General features: G+C 60.3%; 21 protein-coding genes and 1 other RNA gene. 6 read left to right on the plus strand and 16 right to left on the minus strand.

Annotation, left to right across the window (positions count from 1 at the left end):
* Positions 1-42: 42 nt before the first annotated feature.
* Positions 43-1,047 (minus strand): D-glycerate dehydrogenase, encoded by a 1,005-nt coding sequence (locus QE453_RS09345; RefSeq protein ID WP_004439034.1) that lies wholly within the window; start codon positions 1,045-1,047, stop codon positions 43-45.
* A 180-nt stretch (positions 1,048-1,227) separates the two neighbouring features.
* Here QE453_RS09345 and QE453_RS09350 point away from each other — a divergent pair, with 180 nt between their 5' ends.
* On the plus strand, positions 1,228-1,761 hold the full coding sequence (locus QE453_RS09350) for an SH3 domain-containing protein (protein WP_034496360.1): 534 nt from the start codon (positions 1,228-1,230) through the stop codon (positions 1,759-1,761).
* Here the strand turns inward: QE453_RS09350 and QE453_RS09355 are convergent.
* Complete coding sequence (locus QE453_RS09355; RefSeq protein ID WP_004439040.1) at positions 1,754-2,746, minus strand: adenosine kinase; 993 nt, start codon at positions 2,744-2,746, stop codon at positions 1,754-1,756. The two genes, QE453_RS09350 and QE453_RS09355, sit on opposite strands and share 8 nt — an antisense overlap.
* Before the next feature lie 463 nt (positions 2,747-3,209).
* Between QE453_RS09355 and QE453_RS09360 the strand changes: the two genes are divergently transcribed.
* Positions 3,210-4,154: an AEC family transporter gene (locus QE453_RS09360; protein ID WP_004439041.1), complete on the plus strand. Its 945-nt coding sequence runs from the start codon at positions 3,210-3,212 to the stop codon at positions 4,152-4,154.
* Between the two features lie 5 nt (positions 4,155-4,159).
* Here QE453_RS09360 and QE453_RS09365 read toward each other — a convergent pair whose 3' ends face one another.
* The 9 genes from QE453_RS09365 to rimP all read right to left on the minus strand — a co-directional run bounded on the left by QE453_RS09365 (position 4,160) and on the right by rimP (position 15,444).
* Positions 4,160-5,176: a class I SAM-dependent methyltransferase gene (locus QE453_RS09365; RefSeq protein WP_309776964.1), complete on the minus strand. Its 1,017-nt coding sequence runs from the start codon at positions 5,174-5,176 to the stop codon at positions 4,160-4,162.
* 75 nt (positions 5,177-5,251) lie between these two features.
* A complete protein-coding gene (gene pnp, locus QE453_RS09370) occupies positions 5,252-7,399 on the minus strand; it encodes a polyribonucleotide nucleotidyltransferase (protein ID WP_006699832.1) in 2,148 nt (715 codons plus the stop codon).
* Positions 7,400-7,678: 279 nt separating this feature from the next.
* Positions 7,679-7,948, minus strand: a complete 270-nt coding sequence (gene rpsO, locus QE453_RS09375; protein ID WP_004439050.1) for a 30S ribosomal protein S15 — start codon at positions 7,946-7,948, stop codon at positions 7,679-7,681.
* Positions 7,949-8,129: 181 nt separating this feature from the next.
* Positions 8,130-9,077 carry a tRNA pseudouridine(55) synthase TruB gene (gene truB, locus QE453_RS09380; protein WP_045533173.1) on the minus strand — a complete coding sequence of 316 codons (948 nt, stop codon included), beginning with the start codon at positions 9,075-9,077 and terminating at the stop codon, positions 8,130-8,132.
* A gap of 3 nt (positions 9,078-9,080) precedes the next feature.
* Complete coding sequence (rbfA, locus tag QE453_RS09385; protein ID WP_004439055.1) at positions 9,081-9,497, minus strand: 30S ribosome-binding factor RbfA; 417 nt, start codon at positions 9,495-9,497, stop codon at positions 9,081-9,083.
* A gap of 134 nt (positions 9,498-9,631) precedes the next feature.
* On the minus strand, positions 9,632-12,367 hold the full coding sequence (infB, locus tag QE453_RS09390; RefSeq protein WP_244405442.1) for a translation initiation factor IF-2: 2,736 nt from the start codon (positions 12,365-12,367) through the stop codon (positions 9,632-9,634).
* A gap of 102 nt (positions 12,368-12,469) precedes the next feature.
* A complete protein-coding gene (locus tag QE453_RS09395; RefSeq protein WP_004439062.1) occupies positions 12,470-13,171 on the minus strand; it encodes an RNA-binding protein in 702 nt (233 codons plus the stop codon).
* Entirely contained in the window at positions 13,168-14,784 is a 1,617-nt protein-coding gene (gene nusA / locus QE453_RS09400; protein ID WP_003524306.1) for a transcription termination factor NusA, read from the minus strand. The genes QE453_RS09395 and nusA overlap by 4 nt, the downstream gene beginning before the upstream one ends.
* A gap of 63 nt (positions 14,785-14,847) precedes the next feature.
* Entirely contained in the window at positions 14,848-15,444 is a 597-nt protein-coding gene (gene rimP, locus QE453_RS09405; RefSeq protein WP_004439068.1) for a ribosome maturation factor RimP, read from the minus strand.
* A gap of 287 nt (positions 15,445-15,731) precedes the next feature.
* On the opposite strand from rimP, the gene QE453_RS09410 reads away from it, so the two are divergent.
* Complete coding sequence (locus QE453_RS09410; protein WP_004439071.1) at positions 15,732-17,360, plus strand: MFS transporter; 1,629 nt, start codon at positions 15,732-15,734, stop codon at positions 17,358-17,360.
* A 163-nt stretch (positions 17,361-17,523) separates the two neighbouring features.
* On the opposite strand, the gene QE453_RS09415 is transcribed toward QE453_RS09410, so the two are convergent.
* Together QE453_RS09415 and recR are read right to left on the minus strand one after the other, a co-directional pair.
* Positions 17,524-18,789: a lytic murein transglycosylase gene (locus QE453_RS09415; protein ID WP_244405440.1), complete on the minus strand. Its 1,266-nt coding sequence runs from the start codon at positions 18,787-18,789 to the stop codon at positions 17,524-17,526.
* 32 nt (positions 18,790-18,821) lie between these two features.
* Positions 18,822-19,427 (minus strand): recombination mediator RecR, encoded by a 606-nt coding sequence (gene recR / locus QE453_RS09420; protein ID WP_003507177.1) that lies wholly within the window; start codon positions 19,425-19,427, stop codon positions 18,822-18,824.
* A 37-nt stretch (positions 19,428-19,464) separates the two neighbouring features.
* On the opposite strand from recR, the gene QE453_RS09425 reads away from it, so the two are divergent.
* Positions 19,465-20,100 carry an MOSC domain-containing protein gene (locus QE453_RS09425; RefSeq protein ID WP_244405438.1) on the plus strand — a complete coding sequence of 212 codons (636 nt, stop codon included), beginning with the start codon at positions 19,465-19,467 and terminating at the stop codon, positions 20,098-20,100.
* 64 nt (positions 20,101-20,164) lie between these two features.
* Here QE453_RS09425 and QE453_RS09430 read toward each other — a convergent pair whose 3' ends face one another.
* The 3 genes from QE453_RS09430 to ffs all read right to left on the minus strand — a co-directional run bounded on the left by QE453_RS09430 (position 20,165) and on the right by ffs (position 22,562).
* The gene (locus tag QE453_RS09430) at positions 20,165-20,488 is read right to left on the minus strand and encodes a YbaB/EbfC family nucleoid-associated protein (RefSeq protein ID WP_004439084.1); all 324 of its coding nucleotides are present in this window, start codon (positions 20,486-20,488) and stop codon (positions 20,165-20,167) included.
* A gap of 24 nt (positions 20,489-20,512) precedes the next feature.
* A complete protein-coding gene (locus QE453_RS09435; protein WP_309776968.1) occupies positions 20,513-22,387 on the minus strand; it encodes a DNA polymerase III subunit gamma/tau in 1,875 nt (624 codons plus the stop codon).
* A 78-nt stretch (positions 22,388-22,465) separates the two neighbouring features.
* Positions 22,466-22,562, minus strand: an RNA gene (gene ffs / locus QE453_RS09440) — signal recognition particle sRNA small type.
* Positions 22,563-22,627: 65 nt separating this feature from the next.
* Here ffs and QE453_RS09445 point away from each other — a divergent pair.
* Positions 22,628-23,056, plus strand: coding sequence for an HIT domain-containing protein (locus QE453_RS09445; RefSeq protein ID WP_006699828.1), 429 nt, complete (start codon positions 22,628-22,630; stop codon positions 23,054-23,056).
* Positions 23,056-24,018 carry an NAD(+) diphosphatase gene (nudC, locus tag QE453_RS09450; RefSeq protein ID WP_077986523.1) on the plus strand — a complete coding sequence of 321 codons (963 nt, stop codon included), beginning with the start codon at positions 23,056-23,058 and terminating at the stop codon, positions 24,016-24,018. Before QE453_RS09445 ends, nudC begins: the two co-directional genes overlap by 1 nt.
* The last annotated feature ends 8 nt before the right edge of the window (positions 24,019-24,026 follow it).

Below are 24,026 nucleotides of genomic sequence, written 5' to 3' on the forward strand. Positions count from 1 at the left end.
CAAGAACCGGGAGGTCCGATCTTCGGGCCTCTGTCTCAGAACTCAGTTTCGCCCGGGCAGCACCCGGTTCGGTGGGCGGTGACCATCGAACAGCGTGCGTATATTGATGATGACCTTGTCGCCCATCTCGATGCGCCCTTCGATTGTCGCTGAACCCATATGTGGAAGCAGCACCACCTTGCCTTCCTTGGCAAGCTTGATGAGCTTGGGGTTCACCGCAGGCTCGTTCTCGTAGACATCCAGTCCAGCGCCGGCGATCTTGCCCTCGCGCAGGCACTGGATCATCGCTGCCTCATCGATGATGTCGCCGCGCGCGGTATTGACGATGTAGCTCGTCGGCTGCATCAGTGCGAGCCGCCGGGCGGAAATAAGGTGATAGGTCGCGGGCGTCGAGGGGCAGTTGACGGAAACGATGTCCACCCGCGCCAGCATTTGGTCGAGACTGTCCCAATAGGTCGCTTCGAGCTCCGCCTCCGTCGCCGGATTGACGCGTTTGCGGTTGTGATAGTGAATGGAAAGCCCGAAAGCCTTGGCGCGCCGCGCCACCGCGGTGCCGATGCGGCCCATCCCGACAATACCGATACGCTTGCCGGAAATGCGCCGTCCCAGCATCCAGGTTGGTGACCAGCCGAGCCACTCATCCGCGCCATTGGCAAGCACGCGTGTGCCCTCGATCATGCGGCGCGGTACGGCCAGCACCAGCGCCATGGTGATATCGGCGCTGTCCTCGGTCAGTACGTTGGGCGTGTTCGTCACGGTGATGCCCTTGCGGGCCGCGGCGTCCACATCCACATGGTCGATGCCGTTGGAGAAACTCGCGATCAGCTTCAGCTGCGGTCCAGCCTGCTCGATCATCGGGGCGGTAATGCGATCGGTGACCGTTGGCACCAGCACGTCCACCCGCTGCATGGCGGCGACCAGTTCTTCCTCGCTGCGCGGGGTGTCATCGATATTGAGTTCTGCGTCGAAAAGTTCGCGCATTCGGGTTTCGACGACATCAGGCAATTTGCGGGTGATATAAACTGTCGGTCTCTTCTTGGGGGTCATCGTTTGCCGCTGCCTTGTTCAGAAGTCATTAACCAGAAAGAGCGATAATTTCTTTCAATCAGGGCGTTTCTACCAGACCCACCGGCGAAGACAAACAAAACTCGCTGAAGCTTGAGGCATGTGGAAACGAGCCTCCTTAAATATCATCCGGTTTGCAGAAGGCGGGAAACGGAAATGGGCATGCGCAGTGTGGTTTCTATTGTTTGCATTGCATTGTCTTTGGGCCTCCTCGGTGCGGCAACCGACGCCATGGCGCAGGGCGCCGCGAAAGGCGCCAGCGGCCTGCCGCTGCCGCGTTTTGTCAGCCTGAAATCCAAACGCGTGAACATGCGCATCGGTCCGAGCACGGATTACGCCGTGTCATGGATGTATCTGAAATCCGGGATGCCGGTTGAGATCATCCAGGAATATGAAAACTGGCGGCGGATCCGTGATGCCGATGGGACGGAAGGCTGGGTCAACCAGGCCCTTCTCTCCGGTGAGCGCACGGCCGTAGCGGCCCCCTGGATGCGGGGCAAGGGCAAGGAAGTTTATGTGAACATGCGCCGTGAAGCGCAGTCGGGCGCTGCCGTTGTGGCACGACTTGAGCCGGGCGTGGTCTTCAGGATCGGCGAATGCAATGGGGACTGGTGTCGCGCCGAGGCCGGTCAGGCCTCGGGCTGGGTTTCGCAGGGCGAAATCTGGGGTGCTTACCCGGGTGAAGCCTTTAAATAAGGCCGTGCTTCTCGCCAAGCGCCTTCAGCGATGACATGGGACGAGGCCCGACCTGCTGAATGACAGCGGCAGCCGCAAGGCAGCCAAGCTTGCCGCAATCTTCGAGCGACCGGTCCTGCGTATAACCGAACAGGAAGCCGGCGGCGAAAAGATCGCCCGCACCCGTCGTGTCGACCACGTCATGCACCGGATAGGCATCCACCTTCACGCGTTCCGTGCCGCGCAGGATAACCGCGCCTTCTTCGCTCATCGTCACCGCCGCGATCTTGCAGTCGGCGGCGATCCTGGTCAGCGCAAGCTCGAAGTCGTCGGTTTCATAAAGGGAAAGCGCTTCCTGCTTGTTGGCGAAAACGATATCCACTGTGCCGGAGCGCATCAGATCGAGAAACTCCTCACGGTAACGGCCGACGCAGAAACTGTCGGAAAGCGTCATGGAAACTTCGCGGCCGTTTTCATGAGCAATGCGGGCGCATTCGCGGATCGCATCCTTGGCGCGCGGCGGATCCCACAGATAACCCTCGAAATAGGTGACCTTGGTCTGCGCCACCACGTCATCTTCCACATCCTCAGGGCCCAGATCGACGCAGGCGCCGAGATAGGTGTTCATCGAACGCTCGCCATCTTCGGTCACGAAGATCATCGAACGGGCCGTTGGCGGGAAGGTGCCTTGCGGCTTGGTTTCGAAATAAACGCCCTGAGCGCGGATGTCGTGCTGGAAGATTTCGCCGAGCTGGTCTTCCGCCACCTTGCCGAAATAGGCAGCCTTGCCGCCGAAATTCGCCACACCCGCCGCCGTATTGCCAGCGCTGCCGCCGGAGGCTTCGAGAGCCGGCCCCATCAGCGAATAAAGCAGCTCTGCCCGTTCTGCGTCTATGAGGTTCATCGCCCCTTTGGTAATGGCATTGTCGTTGAGAAAGCGGTCATCGCAGCGGGAAATGATGTCGACGATGGCATTGCCGACAGTCAGTACGTCAAATTTCGTCATTGGCCCTATCCGGTTCGCACGGGGTGTGCGTCTTTTTCAAAGGTCTTAAACATTTCTGGCTGCAAGAAAAGCCTAAAGCGGAAATATGCGGTTCTGCGCGAAAGAAGAAAACGCGTCATTTGCCTGTAATATGGTTAAGCTATCTCTGCGACCAGAGCAGAGGTGTGTGAATGCGTACCGAAATGGAAGACATGAGGTCTTCTGGCTCAACCGTTATCTCCGCCACGGATGTACTGGCGGCATATAACGGACATAAAAGGCGGGGGAGACCCCGCTTTTTCTTTTTGGCAGACGTCACCATCGCATGGGCCGGACGCCCGCCCGGTAGACGTGGTGGGAAGGCTGCCCAGCCTTCCATGCCGCGATTAAAACCGGAACATGAAGCGTTTTCGCGATTCCATTCCGGCCGAAAAGGCTCTAAAGCGGAGTATCCTCCCGCAAAAGCCGCGAAAGCTTTCCCTCCATGTCTGCCGTTGCCGCGAATGTCGCCCCGATTTTCATTCTCATCCTGATCGGCTGGTTGACCGTGAGAGCTGGCCTCTTCCGGGCAGACGCAGGAGAGATCTTGAGCGACTTCGTCTTCAAGATCGCCGTGCCGACCTTGATTTTCCGCACCCTTGCGGAAGCGAATTTCCACGGTGCCTCGCCGTTCCGGCTCTGGCTCACTTATTTTGCTGGCGTGGCCGTCACCTGGACAGTCGGGCATATCGTCACCCGCCATGTGTTCAAGCAGGATGTCCGCATCGCCGTCATTGCCGGCATCTCCTCGGCCTTTGCGAATAATATCTTCATTGGCCTGCCTCTTGTCGGTCGCTCCGTGGGCGACGAAGGGCTGGTTGCCCTTTCCATCCTGCTCGCCATCCACCTGCCGGTCATGATGATCGCCGGCACGATCCTGATGGAAAATGCAACGCACAAGGCAATCGGTGGAGAAAAGCGCAGCACGGCCGCGGTCTTCAAGCAGGTCGGCAGAAATCTCGTCACCAATCCTCTTGTGATTGGCCTCGTCATAGGGCTTTCGACCAATGTTTCTGGTCTGGCGCTGACGCCTGTCCTGAAAACAGTGGTGGATCAGATCGCCTCCATGGCAGGACCCGCAGCCCTGATTTCGCTGGGCATGGCGCTGACGAAATACACCATCCGCGGCAATATGGGCATTGCCGTCACCATGACTTTTTTTAAACTGCTGCTCCTGCCAGCCTGTGTCTGGGCCATGGGCCATGTACTCGGGCTAAGCCGTGAATGGACGGCGGCGCTTGTCCTCACCTCGTCGGTGCCAACGGGCGTGAATGCCTGGCTCATCGCCAACCGTTTCGGCATCGGCCACAGCGTTGCGGCCTCAACCATCAGCATATCCACGGCGACCGGTGTCCTTTCCGTGTCGCTATGGGCCTGGCTATTGAGCTGATTTTCTTACTTCTGGGCGCTCAGAATCTTGAAGCGGGCATTTCGGCATACTTCCGTGCTGGTGCGGAATTCTGCTGCCAGCACCGGCTCATAGGGCAGGCCGCGATTGGCGACCATCAGCAACTTGCCACCGCTGCGCAGCGCCCCGGCCGCGGCCTTGATGAAGGCCTGACCCAGCGCCGGCTCCGCCGCCTGTCCACTTGAATGGAAAGGCGGGTTCATGATGATGAGGTCGTATTTCTCCTTCGGCGGCTCGTTTGCCAGATCCTGCCAGAAGAAACGCGCCGTCAGGCGAGGGTTGTTTTCGAGAAGATTGGTCTTGGCGAATTCGAGCGCATTCCAATCCGCTTCGAACAGATCGATACGGGCTGTGCGCGGCGATTTTTCCGCCAGCATGATGGAGAGATAACCCCAGCCGGCGCCGAAATCGGCAGCATTGCCGTCGAAATCGGTCGGCAGGCGCGATGCGAGCAGTTCCGAACCATCATCCACACGGTCATGCGAGAACATGCCGGGCAGGGCGGTGAAGCGGCCTTCCACCGTCACGGGCTTCTGAGCAAGTTTCGACACGACGGCAGAGATATCGTCCGGCCGTTTGAACCACAGGGCGACGCCGTGATATTTCGGCGTCGAGTCCACCTCGATGCCGAGCTTTGTCAGCGTCTTACGCAGCGTCAGAATACCGTCTTCCTTCGATCCGGCTGCGACGATCAGGCCGCCGGCCTTCACCCGGGAAAGCGCTTCAGCGACACGGTTTTCATTTTCGCCGCGGTGTTTGCCGCAAAGCAGCAGCGCCGCATCGTAATCTTCGCCCGAAATATCCGGAGTGACCTTTGCACCCTGAGCCTCAAGAGCGCGATAGAGCGGCCGAAGATGCTGAACCGCGACGACCTCCGCGTCGAAACCGTCGAGCCGCGGACCCGCCTCCGCTCCCAGAAAAAGAACGCGTTCGCCGTCTTTCGGCATGGCAAGCATGTCAGAGGCAAAGGGATGGAAAAGGGTTTTTACGGCGTCACGGCTCATGGGAGCATCCTCACGGTAGAATAGAAAAAAGGCGCGGGCAAAACCCGCGCCTCGACAGGATTTGGTGGCGCGGCCTTATTCGGCAGCGGCTTCACCGTCTTCCTTCTTCTTGTCGGCAACGATTTCCTTGCCGCTTTCCTGGTCGACAACCTTCATGGACAGGCGAACCTTGCCACGCTCGTCAAAGCCCATCAGCTTGACCCAGACCTTGTCACCTTCCTTGACGACGTCGGAGGTCTTGGCAACACGCTCGGAAGCGAGCTGCGAGATGTGGACGAGGCCGTCACGGGCGCCGAAGAAATTGACGAAAGCGCCGAAGTCGGCGGTCTTGACAACCGTGCCTTCGTAGATGGCGCCGACTTCCGGTTCCGCAACGATGGAGTGGATCCACTTGCGGGCCGCTTCGATTTCCTTGCCGGAAGAAGAAGCGATCTTGACGGTGCCGTCGTCTTCGATGTTGATCTTCGCGCCGGTCTTTTCGACGATTTCGCGAATGACCTTGCCGCCGGAGCCGATGACTTCACGGATCTTGTCGACCGGGATGTTCATCACTTCGATGCGCGGCGCAAATTCGCCGAGCTGGCCACGGCTCTCGGTGATGGCGTTGGCCATTTCGCCGAGAATGTGCTTGCGGCCACCCTGTGCCTGCTCCAGAGCGATCTTCATGATCTCTTCGGTGATACCGGCGATCTTGATGTCCATCTGCAGCGAGGTGATGCCGTCAGCCGTACCTGCGACCTTGAAGTCCATGTCGCCGAGGTGGTCTTCGTCACCGAGGATGTCGGAAAGAACCGCGAAACGGTCGCCTTCGAGGATGAGGCCCATGGCGATACCGGCAACCGGCTTGGCAAGCGGAACGCCTGCGTCCATCAGTGCAAGCGAGGTGCCGCAGACCGTTGCCATCGACGAGGAGCCGTTGGATTCGGTGATTTCGGAAACGACGCGCAGCGTGTAGGGGAACTGTTCGGCGGTCGGCAGCATCGGACGGATAGCGCGCCATGCGAGCTTGCCGTGGCCGATTTCACGACGGCCCGGAGAGCCCATGCGGCCTGTTTCACCGACCGAGTAGGGCGGGAAGTTGTAATGCAGCAGGAAGCGTTCCTTGTACATGCCGGTGAGGCTGTCGACATACTGCTCGTCTTCGCCGGTGCCGAGGGTCGCAACAACGATCGCCTGGGTTTCACCGCGGGTGAAGAGCGCCGACCCGTGCGTGCGCGGCAGAATGCCAACTTCGGAAACGATCGGGCGAACGGTCGACAGGTCGCGGCCGTCGATGCGGCTCTTGGTGTCGAGAACGTTCCAGCGAACAATCTTGGCCTGAAGGTGCTTGAAGACAGCGCCGATTTCTTCCGGCGTGTACTTGGCTTCGCCTTCTTCCGGCAGGAAGTGCGCCTTCACCTTAGCCTTGACGGCGTCGACGGCGGCGTAACGGGCGGCCTTTTCGGTGATCTTGTAAGCGTCGCGCAGTTCAGCTTCGGCGAGTGCCAGCATCTCGTTTTCGAGAGCGGAAAAATCTTCCGGTTCGAATTCGCGCGGTTCCTTGGCGGCAACTTCGGCGAGCTTGATGATCGCATCGATAACGGGCTGGAAACCGCGGTGACCGAACATGACCGCGCCGAGCATGACGTCTTCGTTCAGTTCCTTGGCTTCCGATTCCACCATCAGGACGGCGTCCTGCGTGCCGGCAACAACCAGGTCCAGAACCGACTCATCCATCTCGTCGAGATGCGGGTTCAGAACATATTCGCCGTTGATGTAGCCAACGCGCGCGCCGCCGACCGGGCCCATGAAGGGAACGCCGGAAAGCGTGAGCGCCGCGGATGTGGCGATCATGGAGAGGATGTCAGGATTGTTTTCCAGGTCGTGCTGGATAACGGTGACGACAACCTGGGTGTCGTTCTTGTAACCTTCAGGGAAGAGCGGACGGATCGGGCGGTCGATCAGGCGCGAGACCAGCGTTTCGTTTTCGCTCGGACGGCCTTCACGCTTGAAGTAACCGCCGGGGATCTTGCCGGCTGCGTAGGTCTTTTCCTGATAGTTGACGGTGAGCGGGAAGAAATCCTGACCCGGCTTCGGAGACTTAGCGGAAACCACAGTCGCGAGAACCATGGTCTCGCCGTAGGTTGCGATGACGGCGCCATCAGCCTGACGGGCAACCTTGCCGGTCTCGAGCTTCAGCGGGCGGCCTGCCCATTCGATTTCCACGGAGTGTTGATTGAACATATCTTGTCCTTGGTTGTGGCTGCCCGCCCGGTCATCGTGACCGGCCGTGGCAGCGCTGTGACTCAATCACGGGCAAGACAGCGGGAGGCTTGGACGGGCAAGCATCCGGCAATCCTGCCCCATGACAGGTCTGCGGTTGAAAAAGGCGGCACCGGCCCATCCGGTTCACCCTTATCGCCCGGGGGCCACATCTGCGGCAAACGCCCGGAAAATCATGCGGCCTGAAGGGCCGGAATTAAAAACCGGCGGGCATCATTGAGAAGCCCGCCGGAAACCTTATTAGCGGCGAATGCCGAGAGCACCGATCAGCTTGGTGTAACGGGCTTCGTCCTTCTTCTTCAGATAGTCGAGAAGCGAACGACGGCTCGAAACCAGGGTCAGAAGGCCACGACGCGAGTGGTTGTCCTTCTTGTGATCCTTGAAGTGACCGGTCAGGTTGTTGATCCGCTCGGTAAGGATTGCGACCTGAACTTCCGGCGAACCGGTGTCGCCTTCCTTCGTTGCATATTCCTTGATGAGGGCGGCTTTACGCTCTGCAGTAATCGACATCGGACGATCCTTTCAGTTTTAAGGAAAACGGGACGCCTAGAGCCGGGATGTCGTCCAGCTCTGGCCATGAAAAGCGAAGGCAAAGCCCAAGCTGGCGCTGCCTATAAACTATTCCGGGTGCAATGGAAAGAGGCGATTGACAGCGCTCCGCCACGCGTCAGCAAACGCGTGACGCTCCGACTCAGCCGAAAACCCTCTTCGGGCGAAACTCGCCTTCGCCGATTTCGCCAATGGCGACCAGCTTGCCATGTGCCGTAGCGTAGGCTTCCGGATGGCTGGCCGGCGCATCGCGCCCGCGCAGCAGGATAGGGTTACCCATCTTCAGCCGGTGCGCCTGATCGTCATTGATAATAAGGCGGGGAAGGGCGGAAAGCGCTTCGGCCGTGTCGATCAGATAGGCGTCCAGCGCTTCCAGCCGCTCGTCGCGGTCTTCAACGGCTTCCAGTGCCGTCAGCGTCTCGAGCGGCACCATCATGTCTTCGCCGAAGGGCGCGACCATGGTGCGGCGCAATTCCGAGATATGGCCGAAACAGCCGAGATCGCGTCCCATGTCACGCGCCAGCGCCCGCACATAGGTGCCTTTGCCGCATTCCACTTCGAAATGGGCCGTATCGGCATCCGGGCAGGCGAGCAACGTCAAGCGATGGATTTCCACCTCGCGTGCGGGAATCTCCACGGTCTCGCCGTCACGTGCCAGATCATAAGCCCTTTCACCGGCGATCTTGATGGCGGAGAACTGCGGCGGTGTCTGGTGGATCACACCAGTATAATTGGGCAGAAGATCGCGGATCGCCTGCTCGTCCGGGCGCTGATCGGAAGATTCGACCACGTCGCCTTCCAGATCGTCGGTCGTGCGCTGCTCGCCCCAGGTCACTGTGAATTCGTAGATTTTCCGGCCGTCCATGACGTAAGGTACGGTCTTGGTGGCGTCACCAAGCGCGATCGGCAACATGCCGGAGGCTAGCGGATCAAGCGTGCCGGCATGGCCTGCCTTCTGGGCATTGAACAGCCACTTGATCTTGGAGACGGCCTCGGTAGAGCCGAAATCGAGCGGCTTGTCGAGGATCAGCCAACCGGAAATCGGACGGCCCTTGGGTTTGCGGTTCTGCTGTTTGCGTGGTTTGGACATGCTTCAGTTCTGTTCGTCGTCTTTTTCGTTTGAAGGTCCAAGATCGCGCTGCACTTCGGGCGAGCGTAGAAGCGCGTCGATCTTCTGATAATTGTCGAAACTCGTATCGTCGCGGAAACGCAGTTCCGGCATGTATTTCATCTGCCGGAGCTGCGGGCCGAGGCGGCCGCGCATGAACTTGGCATGGCGGTTGAGTGCCGTGATGATATCGGTGTGGTCGGCAACGCCGAGCGGCGTCACGTAAGCTGTCGCGATCTTGAGATCGGGAGACATGCGCACTTCCGAAATGGAAATGACGGTGCTTTCGATCAGATCGTCGCGGACTTCCCCGCGCTGGAGAATCTGGGTCAGGGCGGCGCGCACCTGTTCGCCGACGCGCAGCATGCGTTGGGAAGGGGCCGATGATGTAGCTTTTGCCATGGGTTATGCCTCAAACGGAGCGAGCGCCGGTAAGCCGGCGCCCGACAGTAAAGTCCTGTTTTGCGGCGAGAACGCTCTTTGTTCTATCGCATTTCTGGACGGAAAACCGGGGGTCCACTTTTCCTGGAAATGCTTTAGAGCGTTCTCGTGATGTGTTCGACGCGGAAGCACTCGATGGTGTCGCCGGCGCGGATGTCTTCGTAGTTTTCGAAGGCCATACCGCATTCCTGACCAACAGGCACTTCGTTGACTTCGTCCTTGAAGCGCTTGAGGGTCTTGAGCTTGCCTTCGTGGATAACGACGTTGTCGCGTACCAGACGAACACCCGCACCACGTTCCACCTTGCCTTCGACGACGCGGCAACCCGCGACCTTGCCGACCTTGGTGATGTTGAACACCTCGAGGATTTCGGCATTGCCGAGGAAGGTCTCGCGACGTTCCGGCGAAAGCAGACCCGACATCGCCGCCTTCACGTCATCCACCAGATCGTAGATGATGTTGTAGTAGCGGATCTCGATACCGGCGCGTTCGGAAGCCGTACGTGCCTGTGCATTGGCGCGAACGTTGAAGCCGATGATTGCGGCATTGGAGGCCTCGGCAAGCGAGATATCCGATTCCGTGATGGCACCAGCACCCGAATGAACGATACGAGCGCGGACTTCGTCGGTGCCGAGCTTGTCGAGCGAAGCGATAATGGCTTCGACCGAACCCTGCACGTCTGCCTTGATGACCAGCGGGAATTCCTTCATTCCCGACGTCTGCAACTGGCTCATCATCTGTTCCAGCGAACCGCGCTGGCCGGTCTGACGTGCGACAGCCTTGTCGCGTGCCAGACGCTGGCGGTACTCGGAAATCTCGCGAGCACGGCTTTCATTTTCGACAACCGCGAAACGGTCACCGGCCGACGGCGTCCCGGAAAGACCGAGAATCTCGACCGGCATGGCCGGACCGGCTTCCTTGACATGTTCGCCCTTGTCGTTGACGAGCGCGCGCACACGGCCCCACTGATCACCGGCAACGATGATCTGGCCGGGCTTCAGCGTGCCCTTCTGAACCAGAACCGTGGCAACGGCGCCGCGGCCGCGGTCGAGCTCGGCTTCGATGACCGTACCTTCCGCCGTGCGGTTCGGGTCCGCCTTGAGGTCAAGGATTTCGGCCTGCAGCAGGATCGCTTCAAGCAGCTTGTCGAGGTTGAGCTTGTTCTTGGCCGAAACTTCGACGTCAAGAACTTCACCGCCCATCGATTCCACGAAGACTTCGTGCTGCAGAAGCTGCTGGCGAACCTTTTCAGGGTTCGCCTCGTGCTTGTCGATCTTGTTGATCGCAACGACGATCGGAACACCCGCCGCCTTGGCGTGGTTGATGGACTCGATCGTCTGCGGCATCACGCTGTCGTCTGCGGCAACCACCAGAACGGCGATATCCGTCGCCTGCGCACCACGGGCACGCATGGCGGTGAAGGCGGCGTGGCCGGGGGTGTCGATGAAGGTGATCTTCTGACCGTTCTTCTCGACCTGGTAGGCGCCGATATGCTGGGTGATGCCACCGGCTTCGCCGGCAACAACGTTCGCCTGACGGATGGCGTCGAGAAGCGAGGTCTTGCCGTGGTCGACGTGACCCATGATCGTCACGACGGGCGGACGCGGCAGCATTTCGCCTTCGTCGTCCGCCTGGTTGAAGATGCCTTCTTCCACGTCGGATTCGGAAACGCGCTTGACGGTGTGGCCGAATTCGACCGCAATCAGTTCCGCCAGATCGGCGTCGATCACGTCGCCCGGCTTCATCATCTGGCCTTCCTTCATCAGGAACTTGATGACGTCGACGGCACGTTCCGACATGCGCTGCGACAGTTCCTGAATGGTGATGGTTTCCGGCAGGATCACTTCGCGCATTACCTTTTCGCGGGTCTCCTGCATCTGGCTGCGGCGGAACTTTTCCTGCCGGCGGCGCATGGATGCCATGGAGCGGCCACGTGGCGTACCGTCTTCATCCAGGTTGGACGAGGTAACGGTCAGCTTGCCACGGCGGCGTTCTTCTTCTGTCTTCAGGCGTGCAGCCGGCTTGGCCGGCGCCGGCGCTGCAACCTTGCCACGGACTGGCAGGTTACCACGGCGTGCACCGCGATCGTCCTCCTCGTCGCCGTCAGTGCGGCGACCGCGCGGAGCGGCAGTTTCGGTGGCCGGGCGGGCAGGGGCAGCGGCGGGCTGAGGACGAGCCTCGGCGCGCGGCACCGGCTGAGCGGCAGAAACCGGCTTTTCAGCGGCCGGTTCGGATTTTGCTTCCGCGGCCGGCTGGCTTGCCGCGAGCTTTGCTGCTTCAGCCTCCTCGGCGGCGCGGCGGGCGGCCTCTTCCTTTTCCGCGGCAATGCGGCGTTCTTCTTCCACCTTGCGGCGAGCCTCTTCTTCGGCGCGCTGCTTGGCTTCAATGACGTCACGGGCCTGCGCTTCCATCAGTGCGCGGCGACGGGCTTCCATTTCACCGGCGGAAAGGTCATGCAGAACATTGCCGCGCGGACGCTCCGGCTGGCGCTGCTGGGGCGCTGACGAGCCGGGACGCTGCTGCTGCGGAGGGGAAGAACCCGGACGCTGCTGCTGGTTGCTGGGCTGGTGGATGCGTGGCTGCGGAGCCTGTGGACGAGGTGCGGCGGCGGCGGGAGCCGCCGGCTTCGGAGCGGGCGCCGCAGCCGAATGTACCTGCTTCTCGTCTTCGGGACGCATGGGGCGGCGCTTGCGTGTTTCCACGACAACCGCGTTGGTGCGACCTCGACCCATATCCTGCCGCACGGTGCCCTGATTCATCCCGCCCGGCTTCAGGGTAAGAGTCTTCTTGGCAGGCGCGTTGAGTGTCTTGTCGTCGTTGTTGTCGGTCATTCCGTTCCCGTTCCTTCGGACGAGAACCGGATGACGTTCATCAGGTCTCGTCGTTCAATTGCTGCATCGGAACGCGGCGACCGTTCATATCGGGCAACCGCGTCATTGTTCTGTCCGGGCAGCGTCGCGTTCCGCATGAGCCCGACCGCCATTGCGGTACTGCTCAAGCATCGTTGCGCGCTTCACTACACCCTCACCCGCCTGCCCTGCAAGCGCGCAGGCATGGATAAAAGCATTCTGGCCCATCAACTCGTCCATTTCGGCTTCGCTAAAGAGCCGGAAGGACGGAATTTCATTGCCGGCATCGCTGCCGAGTGCCCAGGCCTTGCGGGCCTGGTCCAGTTTTCTGACGCCATCGGCCGCAGCGTCGGTCGCGTGAAACACGGCGATCGCGTTCCCGGACCGGACGGCAGCATCGACCTTCGTCGCGCCGCTGATGAACTGGCCCGCCTTGCGCGCCATGTTCATCATGCCAGCCACATGCTGGGCCATCAGACGGTCGAGAAGAGCGAGAAGCTCAGGCCCGGCCTTGACGTCACGTTTCAGAGCCCGCGCGAAGAGCTTCTTCGCGATGGCTTTCTCGATCAGGGCGCGCTCGGGTGTCACCCAGCAGCCGCGTCCCGGCAATTGGCGTTTCAGGTCCGGAACGACGTCGCCGTCCGGGCCTGCGACGAAGCGGATCAGCTCATCTGGCGATCCGCTCTGCCGTGTCACAATGCACATACGTCCATTGACGTCGCCTTTGATCCGCCCGTCATCGTCAGTCTCGGGCAGCTCGTCCGGCTCATGCGCCTGCGATGTCATTCCTGCTCGGCGGTATCCGCCTCCTCGGCAGCTTCCGCATCAGCTTCCTGTTCGGAAGCGAGCTCTTCGGCGGTGATCCAGCCTGCCAGAAGGCGAGCCTGCACCACCATGTTCTCGGCCTCGACGCGCGAAACATCGAGCTTGGAGAAGATGCCTTCGAACTTCTTCGTCTCGCCGTCCTTGCGCTCGCTCCAGCCAACGAGATCGTCCGCTGCACAGCCGGCAAAGTCTTCGATGGTCTTGATGCCGTCTTCGCCGAGCGCAACCATCATCTGCGAGGTCAGGCCGTCGATCTGGCGCAATTCGTCGGAAACGCCGAGTTCCTTGCGCTTGGCGTCCATTTCGGCTTCCAGGCGTTCCAGATATTCGCGGGCGCGGGTCTGGATTTCATCGGCGGTGTCTTCGTCGAAGCCATCGATCGAGGAGATTTCGTCGAGATCCACATAAGCCAGTTCTTCAACCTGCGCGAAGCCTTCCGAAGCCAGAACCTGGCCGACCATTTCGTCGACGTCGAGCGCTTCCATGAACAGGGCCGTACGCTCGTTGAATTCCTTCTGGCGACGCTCGGATTCTTCCTGCTCGGTCATGATGTCGATGTCCCAGCCGGTCAGCTGCGATGCCAGACGCACGTTCTGACCGCGGCGGCCGATGGCGAGCGACAGCTGCTCGTCGGGAACGACCACTTCGATACGCTCGGATTCTTCATCCAGAACGACCTTGGCGACTTCCGCCGGCTGCAGGGCATTGACGATGAACGACGCCGGCTCCTGGCTCCATGGAATGATGTCGATCTTCTCACCCTGGAGTTCGCCGACGACGGCCTGAACGCGCGAACCGCGCATACCGACGCAGGCGCCGACCGGGTCGATCGAGCTGTCGTTCGAGATGACGGCGATCTTGGCGCGTGAGCCAGGATCACGGGCAACCGACTTGATCTGGATGATGCCGTCGTAGATCTCAGGCACTTCCATGGTGAAGAGCTTCACCATGAACTGCGGATGGGTACGCGACAGGAAAATCTGCGGGCCACGCTGTTCGCGGCGAACGTCGTAGACGTAGGCGCGTACGCGATCGCCGTAGCGCATGTTTTCGCGCGGGATCATCTCGTCACGACGGATAATGCCTTCGCCACGGCCGAGATCGACGATGACGTTGCCGTATTCGACGCGCTTGACGGTGCCGTTGACGATTTCGCCGATACGGTCCTTGAACTCGTCATACTGGCGGTCACGCTCGGCCTCGCGCACCTTCTGCACGATGACCTGCTTGGCGGACTGGGCGGCGATACGGCCGAAATCCATTGGCGGCAGCGGATCTGCAATGAAGTCGCCGAGCTTGGCGTCCGGGTTGCGGTCGCGGGCAAGCTCCAGCGGGATCTGGGTCGAATAGTCCTCAGCCGCTTCGACAACTTCCAGAAGACGCTGCAGGCGGATTTCGCCGGTCTTGGAGTTGATATCAGCGCGGATATTGGTTTCCGAACCATAGCGCGAGCGGGCGGCTTTCTGGATAGCGTCGGCCATTGCGGCAAGCACGATTTCGCGGTCGATGACCTTTTCGCGCGCCACAGCATCGGCGATCTGCAGAAGCTCAAGCCGGTTAGCACTCACTGCCATTTTTTTATCTCCGTAAGTCGCATAATTGCGGGGATCGCCCGTTTTCCGGGCTTTACGTTGGAATTAGTCTTCGTCTGCTTCGTTTTCGTCGTTCTGGTTTGCGGCAGCGGCCTTGGCCGCCTTGTCTGCCCGCAGCGCATCACGAATAAGGTCGTCCGTCAGAATGAGCTTCGCATCGGAAAGCGCAGTGAACGGAATAACGACGGTCGGCTCTTCGCCATAAGCGATCTGGTCGCGTTCCAGCTTGAAACCGTCAGCATCAACCTCAACGATCTTGCCGCGAAACCGCTTGCGGTTCTCGACCAGAATGGAGGTTTCGACCTTCACCAGATGGCCCTGCCAACGGGTGAAATCCGATTTGCGAACCATCGGCCGGTCGATGCCGGGCGAGGAAACTTCAAGATGATACGCTTTATCGACCGGATCTTCCACATCAAGAACCGGTGAAATGGCCATGGAAATGGCTTCACAGTCCTCAACGGTCATCGTGCCGTCTTCCCGTTCCGCCATCACCTGCAGCGTCATGCCGTTCTGATTGGAAAGCCGCACGCGCACCAGAACATAGCCCATACCCGTCAGAACGGGTTCGATGATCTCGGCAATACGCTGGTCGATGCCGGTTTCGGTTATAAGTCGCGGTTCGTGTGCGGTGTCTGCCATCTGGCCTTCCGGTTTTGGATTGTCGCCGGGCTTTCAGCCCTCTGTTTCCGGTTCGCCTAACGAAAAAGAGCGGAGCCTTGCGGCCCCACTCTTCATCAAGCGATCAAGAATTTCAGTGGTCATATAGACCCATCGGTGCAGGATTGCAAGGTTTTCGCGGGTAGACTCGCTTCCGCTGCGCCCTCGGCCATATTTTCACCCTTCCCGTGCGGGAAAGGCTGGCATGATTTTCGGCACTGTCTATAGTTGCCGTTTGATAAATCGCAGTTGCATCAAGTGGACAGAGCGTGCCTGACCGTAAATCGCCACTCGCGCCTTTAAGGCATTTGACTTACAGACGAATCTGGATCGCGAGCCTTGCCTCGAATTTCGGTGGACTGATCCAGGCGGTGGGCGCCGCATGGATGATGACGTCGCTCTCCAGTTCGGAAAACATGATCGCGCTGGTGCAGGCCTCCACCTCTTTGCCGATCATGCTGTTCTCGCTGATTTCAGGTGCGCTGGCCGATAGTTTCGACCGCCGCCGCATCATGATTTCGGCGCAGCTGCTGATGCTGACGGCGTCCGTGCTGCTTACCGTTTTTGCCTGGTCCGGCTGGCTCACGCCGTGGCTTCTGCTTTTCTTCACCTTTATGATCGGCTGTGGCACGGCCCTCAACAATCCGTCCTGGCAGGCATCCGTCGGTGAAATGGTGCCGCGCGAGGATTTGCCTGCCGCCGTCACGCTGAACAGTGTCGGCTTCAATATTACCCGCAGTGTCGGCCCGGCCATCGGCGGTATCATCGTCGCCGCCGCCGGTGCGGCCGCCGCATTTTTCGTGAATGCGCTGAGCTATTTCACGCTGATCTACGCCCTGTTTCGCTGGCAGCCGCCCAAATATGCCTCGACCCTGCCGCGGGAGCAGCTTCTGGCCGCCATTTCGGCCGGCATGCGTTATGTGGCGATGTCGCCCAATATCGGCAAGGTGCTGGTGCGCGGCTTCCTTTTCGGCCTTTCAGCCAGCGCCATCCTCGCCTTGATGCCCATCGTCGCCCGCGATCTCGTGGAAGGCGGCCCGCTGACCTATGGCGTCATGCTGGGTGCCTTCGGCGTCGGCGCGATTGGCGGTGCGCTGATCAGCGCGAGATTGCGCGAGGTGCTGTCCAGCGAATGGATCGTGCGCGTCGCATTTCTAGGCTTCGCCTTCAGCGCCGGCGTAACGGCGGTGAGCACGAGCGCGATCATCACGTCACTGGTGCTGACCGTTGCCGGCGCCTGCTGGGTGCTGGCACTGTCGCTCTTCAATACCATTGTCCAGCTCTCCACCCCGCGATGGGTGGTTGGCAGGGCGCTCTCGCTTTACCAGACGCTCACCTTCGGCGGCATTGCGGTCGGCAGCTGGCTGTGGGGTGAGTTGGCGGAAGATTACGGCATTTCCTATTCGCTGCTCTGTTCCTGCGCACTGATGCTGCTTGGCGTCGTCGTCGGCCTCAAGCTCGCCATGCCAGCCTTTGCCTCGCTAAATCTCGATCCGCTCAACCGTTTCGTGGAGCCGCCGCTGAGACTGGACATCAAGCCGCGCAGCGGGCCCATCGCCATCCTCATCGACTACGAAATCCATGACGAGGATCTCGGCGAATTCCTGCCGCTGATGGCCGAGCGCCGCCGCATTCGCATTCGTGACGGCGCGCGCAACTGGAACCTGATGCGGGATCTCGAAAACCCCGACATCTGGACGGAAAGCTACCACGTGCCGACCTGGGTGGAATATGTCCGCCATAATCACCGCCGCACCCAGGCAGATGCAGAGGCCTGGGACCGGCTGCTGGAGCTTCACCGCGGCAAGACGCGGCCACGGGTGCACCGGATGATCGAACGTCAGACCATCCCGCCGACCGACGATATCTTTCACAAGCCTCATACCGATCAGCATTGAGAGACGATGGGTAAGTGAGTGGCGATGCCCTTCCCACACTCTCCCCGTCATCCTCTGGCCTGTCCCGAGGATCCAAACACCTATCATTAAATCAATCGGTTGCAGATGCTCGGGACCGGCCCGAGCATGACGGAGGAGAGGTTTTCACACGCTGCCAGCAACGCTACTTCAGCTTCGCCTTCAACGTCGCATCGGGAAAGCAGGTTGGAGCGAGCCCGTTTTTCAACTGCCAGTCCCCGAGTGAGCGGCGCGTCTTGAAACCGGCGAGGCCATCTGCCTTGCCGACATCGTAGCCCTTGGCGACCAACGCCTTCTGCATCGCTAAAACATCCGAGCGCAGCATCGATCCGACATTGCCCCATTCCCCCTGGAACGGCCCCGCGCCGTGGGCGATGCGGTCAGCGAGATTGCCGATGAAAAGCGCATAAAGATCGGAATTATTATATTCCTTGATGACGTAGAAATTCGGCGTCACCACAAATTCCGGCCCATGCCGCCCAGCCGGGACCAGCATCATGCCATCGGCAGAGAGGTCATTGGCCGGGAAGGCTTTTCCGGAAATGCGTGTGATGCCCATTTTCGCCCAGTCCGCCACAGGTCGTGCGAGATCAGGCCCTTCCTGCGCGCAGGAAACATTGGCGGGGATCGAGACTTCGAAACCCCAGTCGCGATTGCGTTGCCAGCCACGCTGAGAAAGATAGTTAGCTATGGATGCCAACGCGTCCGGCACGGAGTTCCAGATGTCGCGGTGGCCGTCGCCATCAAAGTCCACGGCATACTTCAGATAGCTCGACGGCATGAACTGCGGCTGGCCGAGCGCGCCGGCCCAGGAGCCCATCATGCGAGAGGCCGCGATATCGCCACTCTCGACGATCTTCAGCGCATCGATCAGCTCGGTGCGGAACATCTCCTTGCGGGTGGACATATAGGCTTTCGTCGCCAGCACATCGACCACGGAATGCGGCAGCTTGGCTCGGCCGAAACCGGATTCGCGGCCCCAGATCGCAACGACGATATCACCCGGCACACCGTATTTCGCCTCTATCCGGCGCAGCGTCGCCCGGTGGGTGGAAGCAAGCGAACGCCCGGTGGCGGCAAGACCCTGCAGCCGCTTTTCCGAGAAATAGGCGCCGGGCGAGGAAAATTCCGCCTGGCTCTGGCTCTGCTCCTTCGGCGGCTTCTGGCCGGGAATGACGAGATCGGGCAGGTTCCAGCTGATGGAGAGACCGCTGAGCGTGGCCTCAAGCGTCCTTTGCGAAATGCCGGCCTTGCGCGCTTCCGGCCAGATTTCCTTTTTCAGCCAGGCATTAAATTCGGCATCATATCGGGCTGCCGCTGCTCCTGTCGGTGCCGATTGCGCCAACGCCGTCGTTGCTGAAAAAACGGAAAGAAGGGCAGCCAGTGCCTTCGGGGCAAGACGGTTTCGCATTCGGTCTCCTCTTTGAATGACGGGGGGGGACTTCAGATTGTCGTTCGCGCCCGAAGCGCGGCCGTCAAGGTGCCCTCGTCGAGATAATCGAGCTCACCGCCCACCGGCACGCCATGCGCAAGCCGGGTGATCTTGATGTCGAGACCGGAGAGGCGGTCGGTGATGTAATGGGCGGTTGCCTGCCCTTCCACCGTCGCATTGACGGCGATGATGAGCTCGCGGATGCCGCCGGCGCTCACACGGTCGATCAGGCCCTTGATGTTCAGGTCCTCCGGCCCGACCCCGTCGAGCGGCGACAGAGTGCCCCCCAGCACGTGATAGGCAGTGTTCATCGCACCCGTCCGCTCCAGCGCCCAGAGATCAGACACATCTTCCACCACGATGATGACCGACTGGTCGCGCCGGTCGTCGGCGCAGACGGTGCAGGGGTCTATCGTATCGACGTTGCCGCAGCAGGAGCAGATCTTCACCTTGTCATAGGCCTCGCCCATGGCATGGCCCAGCGGCCCGAGAAGCTGTTCCTTCTTCTTGATGAGATGCAGTGCTGCCCGCCGCGCCGAGCGGGGCCCAAGCCCCGGCACTTTTGCCAGGAGCTGGATCAGTTTTTCGATTTCGGGGCCGGTGACTCGTTTTGCCATGAGCGCTTTCTACTGCATAAATCGGGAAACGGGAATCATGAAGCGCAAAGGGTTGTTCATGAAAATCAGGGCGGTGTGCCGGGGCGAGGCGAAAAGGCTGCCGGGAAAGACCACGAAGACGGGCATCTTCAAACACGCCGTGCAGGGTCCCGTCATGGTCGATGCGGAAGGCATCGTCAGTGACGCCGTCTGCAATCGCAAACATCACGGCGGGCCGGATCAGGCGATTTACGTCATGGGCTCCGCCGATCTCGACTTCTGGTCCCGCTCTCTGGGCTTTGCGGTCGAACCCGGGTTTTTTGGTGAGAACCTCGTTCTTGACGGTGTCGACAGCGCAAAACTCCACGTTGGCGACAGGTTCTCGGCAAATGACGTTGAGCTGGAAGTGACCGCCGCCCGCATTCCCTGCGCCACCCTGTCGGTTCGCATCGGCGATCCCGATTTCGCACTGCGTTTCCGTCGGGCGGGCCAACCGGGGTTCTACTGCCGGGTGCTGAAAGGCGGCATGTTGGCTGCCGGGGAGGCTATCGTGTTCAAACCCTATCAGGGATTAAAGCTGCCAATACCGACCATTCTGCAGCGCTTTCGCCCCATGCAGCTCAACGCAGCCGAACGCCGGGCCTTTCTGGAAACGCCGCTGGCGAGCCGGTTTCGCGCGATGCTGGAAGCTTGAAGCCGTCATGGGACAAGGAGGGCGCCCGCTCCATGCGCTTCGCCCTCTCTTTAGATCGGTTATATCAGAACGGCAGCTTCATGCCGGGCGGCAGCGGCAGGCCGGCGGTCAGCCCAGCCATCTTTTCCTGCGCCTGCGCTTCGCCTTTCTGCTTGGCGTCCTTATGCGCTGCGACGATCAGGTCCTCAAGGATTTCCACCTCGTCTTCCTTCAACAGCGAGGGATCGATTTTCAGGCCGCGCATTTCACCCTTGCCGTTCAGAATGACGGTTACCAGACCGCCGCCAGCACGCCCCTCGATTTCGAGCGCAGCGATTTCTTCCTGCACCTTCTCCATCTTGGCCTGCATTTCCTTGACCTTGCCCATCATGCCCATGATGTCACGCATGTGCCAATCTCCTGTTCTTTTTGTTTAAAACTCGATGTCGTCGCCGGGAAGGATGTCGCCTTCACTCGATTCGGCAACCGATGGCGGCGCGATCTCTTCAGCCTCATCCTGTGCGGCGGCGCGGATGCGCACGTCGGTAATTTTTGCGCCGGGAAACTGCGCCAGGATGGCAGCCACATCAGGGTCCTGGCGTGCATCGACAAGACGCGCGTCCCGTGCGTTGCCCTCAGCCTCGACAAGGGTCGGTTCCCCCTGCTCCTTGCTGAGGCTGATGATCCAGTGGATGCCAGTCCATTCCTTGAGCTTGACGCCAAGTTCGCCGGGCAGGGAGCCGGGGGCACCTTCCCCGAGGCGCATATCGAGCCGGCCGGGCTCCAACCGTACCAGCCGTACAAAGTTGCGCACTTTCGCCCGCATGACGGGATCGCGGTTCTTCTGACACAGATCGGCAATATCCTGCACGGAACTGACGGGAACTTTCGGCTCCGGCCGCTCCTCCGTTTTCGGTGCTGCGACCTGCATCTCCTGCGGGCGGCTATCTGGAATGGCGCGCAGTATGGCGGAGGTCTGTGGCGTTGCCTGGCGCTGGGTGGTAAGATCGACAGGTCGTCCCGCGGCCACGGTCTGTGCTGACGAATAGGCGCGAGCACCGCCGCCATTGCCGCCACCGGAAGGTCCGCCATTGGCGTAACCCCCGTCACCGTTCGAAAGCTCCAGCAAGCGCCGGGCAGCATCTTCGGGTGCGGGAAGATTGGCAGCGTGCGCCAGCCGGATGAGAACCATTTCGGCAGCGCCGGCCGGGCGCGAGGCATTTTCCGTTTCCGGTATGCCCTTCAGCAACATCTGCCAGATGCGCGAAAGCGCGGTGACCGCAATCGTATCGGCAAATTCCGCACCGCGCACGCGTTCTATTTCAGAAAGCGACGGATCTTCCGCTGCATCCGGCACATATTTCATGCGGGTCACGAGATGGGTGAAATCGGCGAGATCGTTAAGGACCACAACCGGGTTCGCGCCCGCCTCATATTGACCGTTGAATTCCGACAGAGCGGCCGCGACATCGCCTTTGACGACATGCTGGAAGAGATCGACGATGCGGGCCCGGTCGGCAAGACCGAGCATGCCGCGTACCGCTTCAGCTTCCACCCGGCCACCACCATGGGCGATTGCCTGATCGAGCAGCGACAGGCCGTCACGGGCAGACCCTTCCGCCGCGCGGGCGATCATCGAAAGCGCCTGCGGTTCGGCTTCGAAACCTTCCTTGCCGGCGATGGCGGTAAAAAGGCCGACGAGATCGGCGGCACTGATGCGGCGCAGGTCGAAACGCTGGCATCGTGACAGAACCGTGATCGGAACCTTGCGGATTTCCGTTGTGGCGAAGATGAACTTCACATGCTCCGGCGGCTCTTCCAGCGTCTTGAGCAGGCCGTTGAAAGCCTGCGTCGACAGCATGTGCACTTCGTCGATGATATAGACCTTGTAACGCGCCGAGACAGGGCGATAACGCACCTGTTCGATGATTTCGCGAATATCGTCGATGCCGGTATGGGAGGCGGCGTCCATCTCGATCACGTCGACATGGCGACCTTCCATGATCGCCTGACAATGTTCACCGGGAATGCGCAGATCGATGGTCGGCTTGTCGATGGTGTCGGTTTTGTAATTCAGCGCTCGGGCGAGAATGCGGGCCGTGGTCGTTTTGCCCACGCCGCGGACGCCGGTCAGCATATAGGCCTGCGCAATACGTCCGGTCTCGAACGCGTTTGTCAGCGTGCGGACCATCGGCTCCTGTCCGACCATCAGATCGGAAAAATCCTTCGGGCGATATTTGCGCGCCAGTACCCGATAGCCGGTCCCGACCTGGGATTCGCTTGATATGGTGGGTACGCTGTCGTTCATCGCCTCGCCAGTTTGTTTTGCCAGTTTGTCTTGGGGCGCTGAACTGGCCCGGCGAAAGCTGAGCACGTCTTTTAAAAGGTGGGAGGCTGGCACGGCGACCCGTGCCGGGCTCGTTAGGGCTGCTTCCTTCCGGACCTGACCCGGTTGGCGAGTGGCTCGTCCACCACCAACCTCCCGGGGCCACATATCGGCAATATCGACAGCAAATGCAAGCCAAGCATTCAAAAAACTGCTATCACAATGAAAACAAACATGGAGGACACCTTGGAGACATTCCAGCTGGACGAAAGACTGGCGCGCGATAGCGTGCTCGTGACGCGTTTGGGGCTATGTGAATTGCGTTTGCAAAATGACAGCCGCTGGCCATGGCTGGTGCTGGTGCCGCAGCGAGAGGGCGTCAGCGAGCTGTTCGATCTTACTCCGCTTGATCAGGCCGTTCTGACATTCGAGACCAATCTTGTCGCGTCCGCCTTGAAAGAAATTACCGCGGCCACCAAGATCAATGTGGGCGCTCTGGGAAACATCGTCCGGCAACTGCATGTCCATATTATCGCCCGCAATGAAGGCGACACCTGCTGGCCCGGCCCCATCTGGGGTCACGGGACGCCCGTGCCTTATGCCGCGGGCGAAAAGGAAACTTTGATGAAAAAAATCTCCGGCGCACTCTGATGATTTCCATGAAAATTTTTGAAACCACTGCCCCCCATCCCGAAGCAAGTCTGCTGACGGCTTTTTCCAAAAATGCCCTCGATCGTTTCGCGGAAAAGCGGACGGAGGAATGCGTTGCCGATGCCCTGAAAGTCGACGGCACTCATATTTTCGCCTTTTCGGGCAGCCGGCTTGTCCTGAAGCATGACGAACAGGTCATCGACCCCCTGTTTTCCGCCTATGAGCTGGCCGAGTTGCAGCCGGATTTCGACAATGCCGTCCTGCTTGGATATCGGGAGACCGGCGAACCGCGAATCGCCGTTCCGGTTGCCGTGGCCGAAGACCAGCTGGCGAGCCACTACAAGCTTGCCGACGCCCGCACGCTTTATCGCGATCACCTGCTGGAAGAGGAATTGCTGAGCGAGGTCGCCCAGGCCGTCAGCCTCACACATTGGAACGCCGACAACCGCTTTTGCGGGAAATGCGGTGGGGCCATGGAGCTGCGAATCGGCGGCTACAAGCGCATCTGCGCCGCCTGCAGCCACACTATTTTTCCACGCACCGATCCCGTCGTCATCATGATGACGATCGATATCGAGCGCGATCTGTGCCTGCTTGGCCGCGGAGCGCATTTTGCGCCGGGCATGTATTCGTGCCTCGCCGGTTTTGTGGAACCGGGTGAGACCATCGAACAGGCTGTTCGCCGTGAAACGCACGAGGAATCCGGCGTCGAAATCGGCCGCGTCCGTTATCACGCCTCCCAGCCTTGGCCGATGCCGCATACGCTGATGATCGGCTGTTATGCCGAGGCGTTGTCTTTTGAGATCGCACGCGATGAGGTCGAGCTTGAGGATTGCCGCTGGTTCACGCGGGAAGAGGTGGCAAAGATGCTGGAGGCCCCGGCGGGCGAAGGTCTTTCTGCGCCGCCCATGGGAGCCATAGCGCATCGCCTGATGCGCGACTGGGTGGAATGGCCGAAGTAGGAGATCGC

The organism is Agrobacterium sp. SORGH_AS_0440, from assembly GCF_031453135.1.
GTDB lineage: Bacteria > Pseudomonadota > Alphaproteobacteria > Rhizobiales > Rhizobiaceae > Agrobacterium > Agrobacterium pusense.

Excerpts from the sequence above, each read along its gene's own strand:
- rimP (WP_004439068.1), bottom strand. The coding sequence starts at position 15,444 with ATGGCAGACACCGCACACGAACCGCGACTTATAACCGAAACCGGCATC.
- rbfA (WP_004439055.1), bottom strand. The coding sequence starts at position 9,497 with ATGGCAAAAGCTACATCATCGGCCCCTTCCCAACGCATGCTGCGCGTC.
- rpsO (WP_004439050.1), bottom strand. The coding sequence starts at position 7,948 with ATGTCGATTACTGCAGAGCGTAAAGCCGCCCTCATCAAGGAATATGCA.
- QE453_RS09395 (WP_004439062.1), bottom strand. The coding sequence starts at position 13,171 with ATGACATCGCAGGCGCATGAGCCGGACGAGCTGCCCGAGACTGACGAT.
- QE453_RS09430 (WP_004439084.1), bottom strand. The coding sequence starts at position 20,488 with ATGCGTGACATCATGGGCATGATGGGCAAGGTCAAGGAAATGCAGGCC.
- pnp (WP_006699832.1), bottom strand. The coding sequence starts at position 7,399 with ATGTTCAATCAACACTCCGTGGAAATCGAATGGGCAGGCCGCCCGCTG.
- QE453_RS09345 (WP_004439034.1), bottom strand. The coding sequence starts at position 1,047 with ATGACCCCCAAGAAGAGACCGACAGTTTATATCACCCGCAAATTGCCT.
- QE453_RS09445 (WP_006699828.1), top strand. The coding sequence starts at position 22,628 with ATGAAAACAAACATGGAGGACACCTTGGAGACATTCCAGCTGGACGAA.
- QE453_RS09355 (WP_004439040.1), bottom strand. The coding sequence starts at position 2,746 with ATGACGAAATTTGACGTACTGACTGTCGGCAATGCCATCGTCGACATC.
- truB (WP_045533173.1), bottom strand. The coding sequence starts at position 9,077 with ATGTCCAAACCACGCAAACAGCAGAACCGCAAACCCAAGGGCCGTCCG.
- QE453_RS09350 (WP_034496360.1), top strand. The coding sequence starts at position 1,228 with ATGCGCAGTGTGGTTTCTATTGTTTGCATTGCATTGTCTTTGGGCCTC.
- QE453_RS09360 (WP_004439041.1), top strand. The coding sequence starts at position 3,210 with ATGTCTGCCGTTGCCGCGAATGTCGCCCCGATTTTCATTCTCATCCTG.
- QE453_RS09435 (WP_309776968.1), bottom strand. The coding sequence starts at position 22,387 with ATGAACGACAGCGTACCCACCATATCAAGCGAATCCCAGGTCGGGACC.
- QE453_RS09425 (WP_244405438.1), top strand. The coding sequence starts at position 19,465 with ATGAAGCGCAAAGGGTTGTTCATGAAAATCAGGGCGGTGTGCCGGGGC.
- QE453_RS09365 (WP_309776964.1), bottom strand. The coding sequence starts at position 5,176 with ATGAGCCGTGACGCCGTAAAAACCCTTTTCCATCCCTTTGCCTCTGAC.
- recR (WP_003507177.1), bottom strand. The coding sequence starts at position 19,427 with ATGGCAAAACGAGTCACCGGCCCCGAAATCGAAAAACTGATCCAGCTC.
- nusA (WP_003524306.1), bottom strand. The coding sequence starts at position 14,784 with ATGGCAGTGAGTGCTAACCGGCTTGAGCTTCTGCAGATCGCCGATGCT.
- nudC (WP_077986523.1), top strand. The coding sequence starts at position 23,056 with ATGATTTCCATGAAAATTTTTGAAACCACTGCCCCCCATCCCGAAGCA.
- infB (WP_244405442.1), bottom strand. The coding sequence starts at position 12,367 with ATGACCGACAACAACGACGACAAGACACTCAACGCGCCTGCCAAGAAG.
- QE453_RS09415 (WP_244405440.1), bottom strand. The coding sequence starts at position 18,789 with ATGCGAAACCGTCTTGCCCCGAAGGCACTGGCTGCCCTTCTTTCCGTT.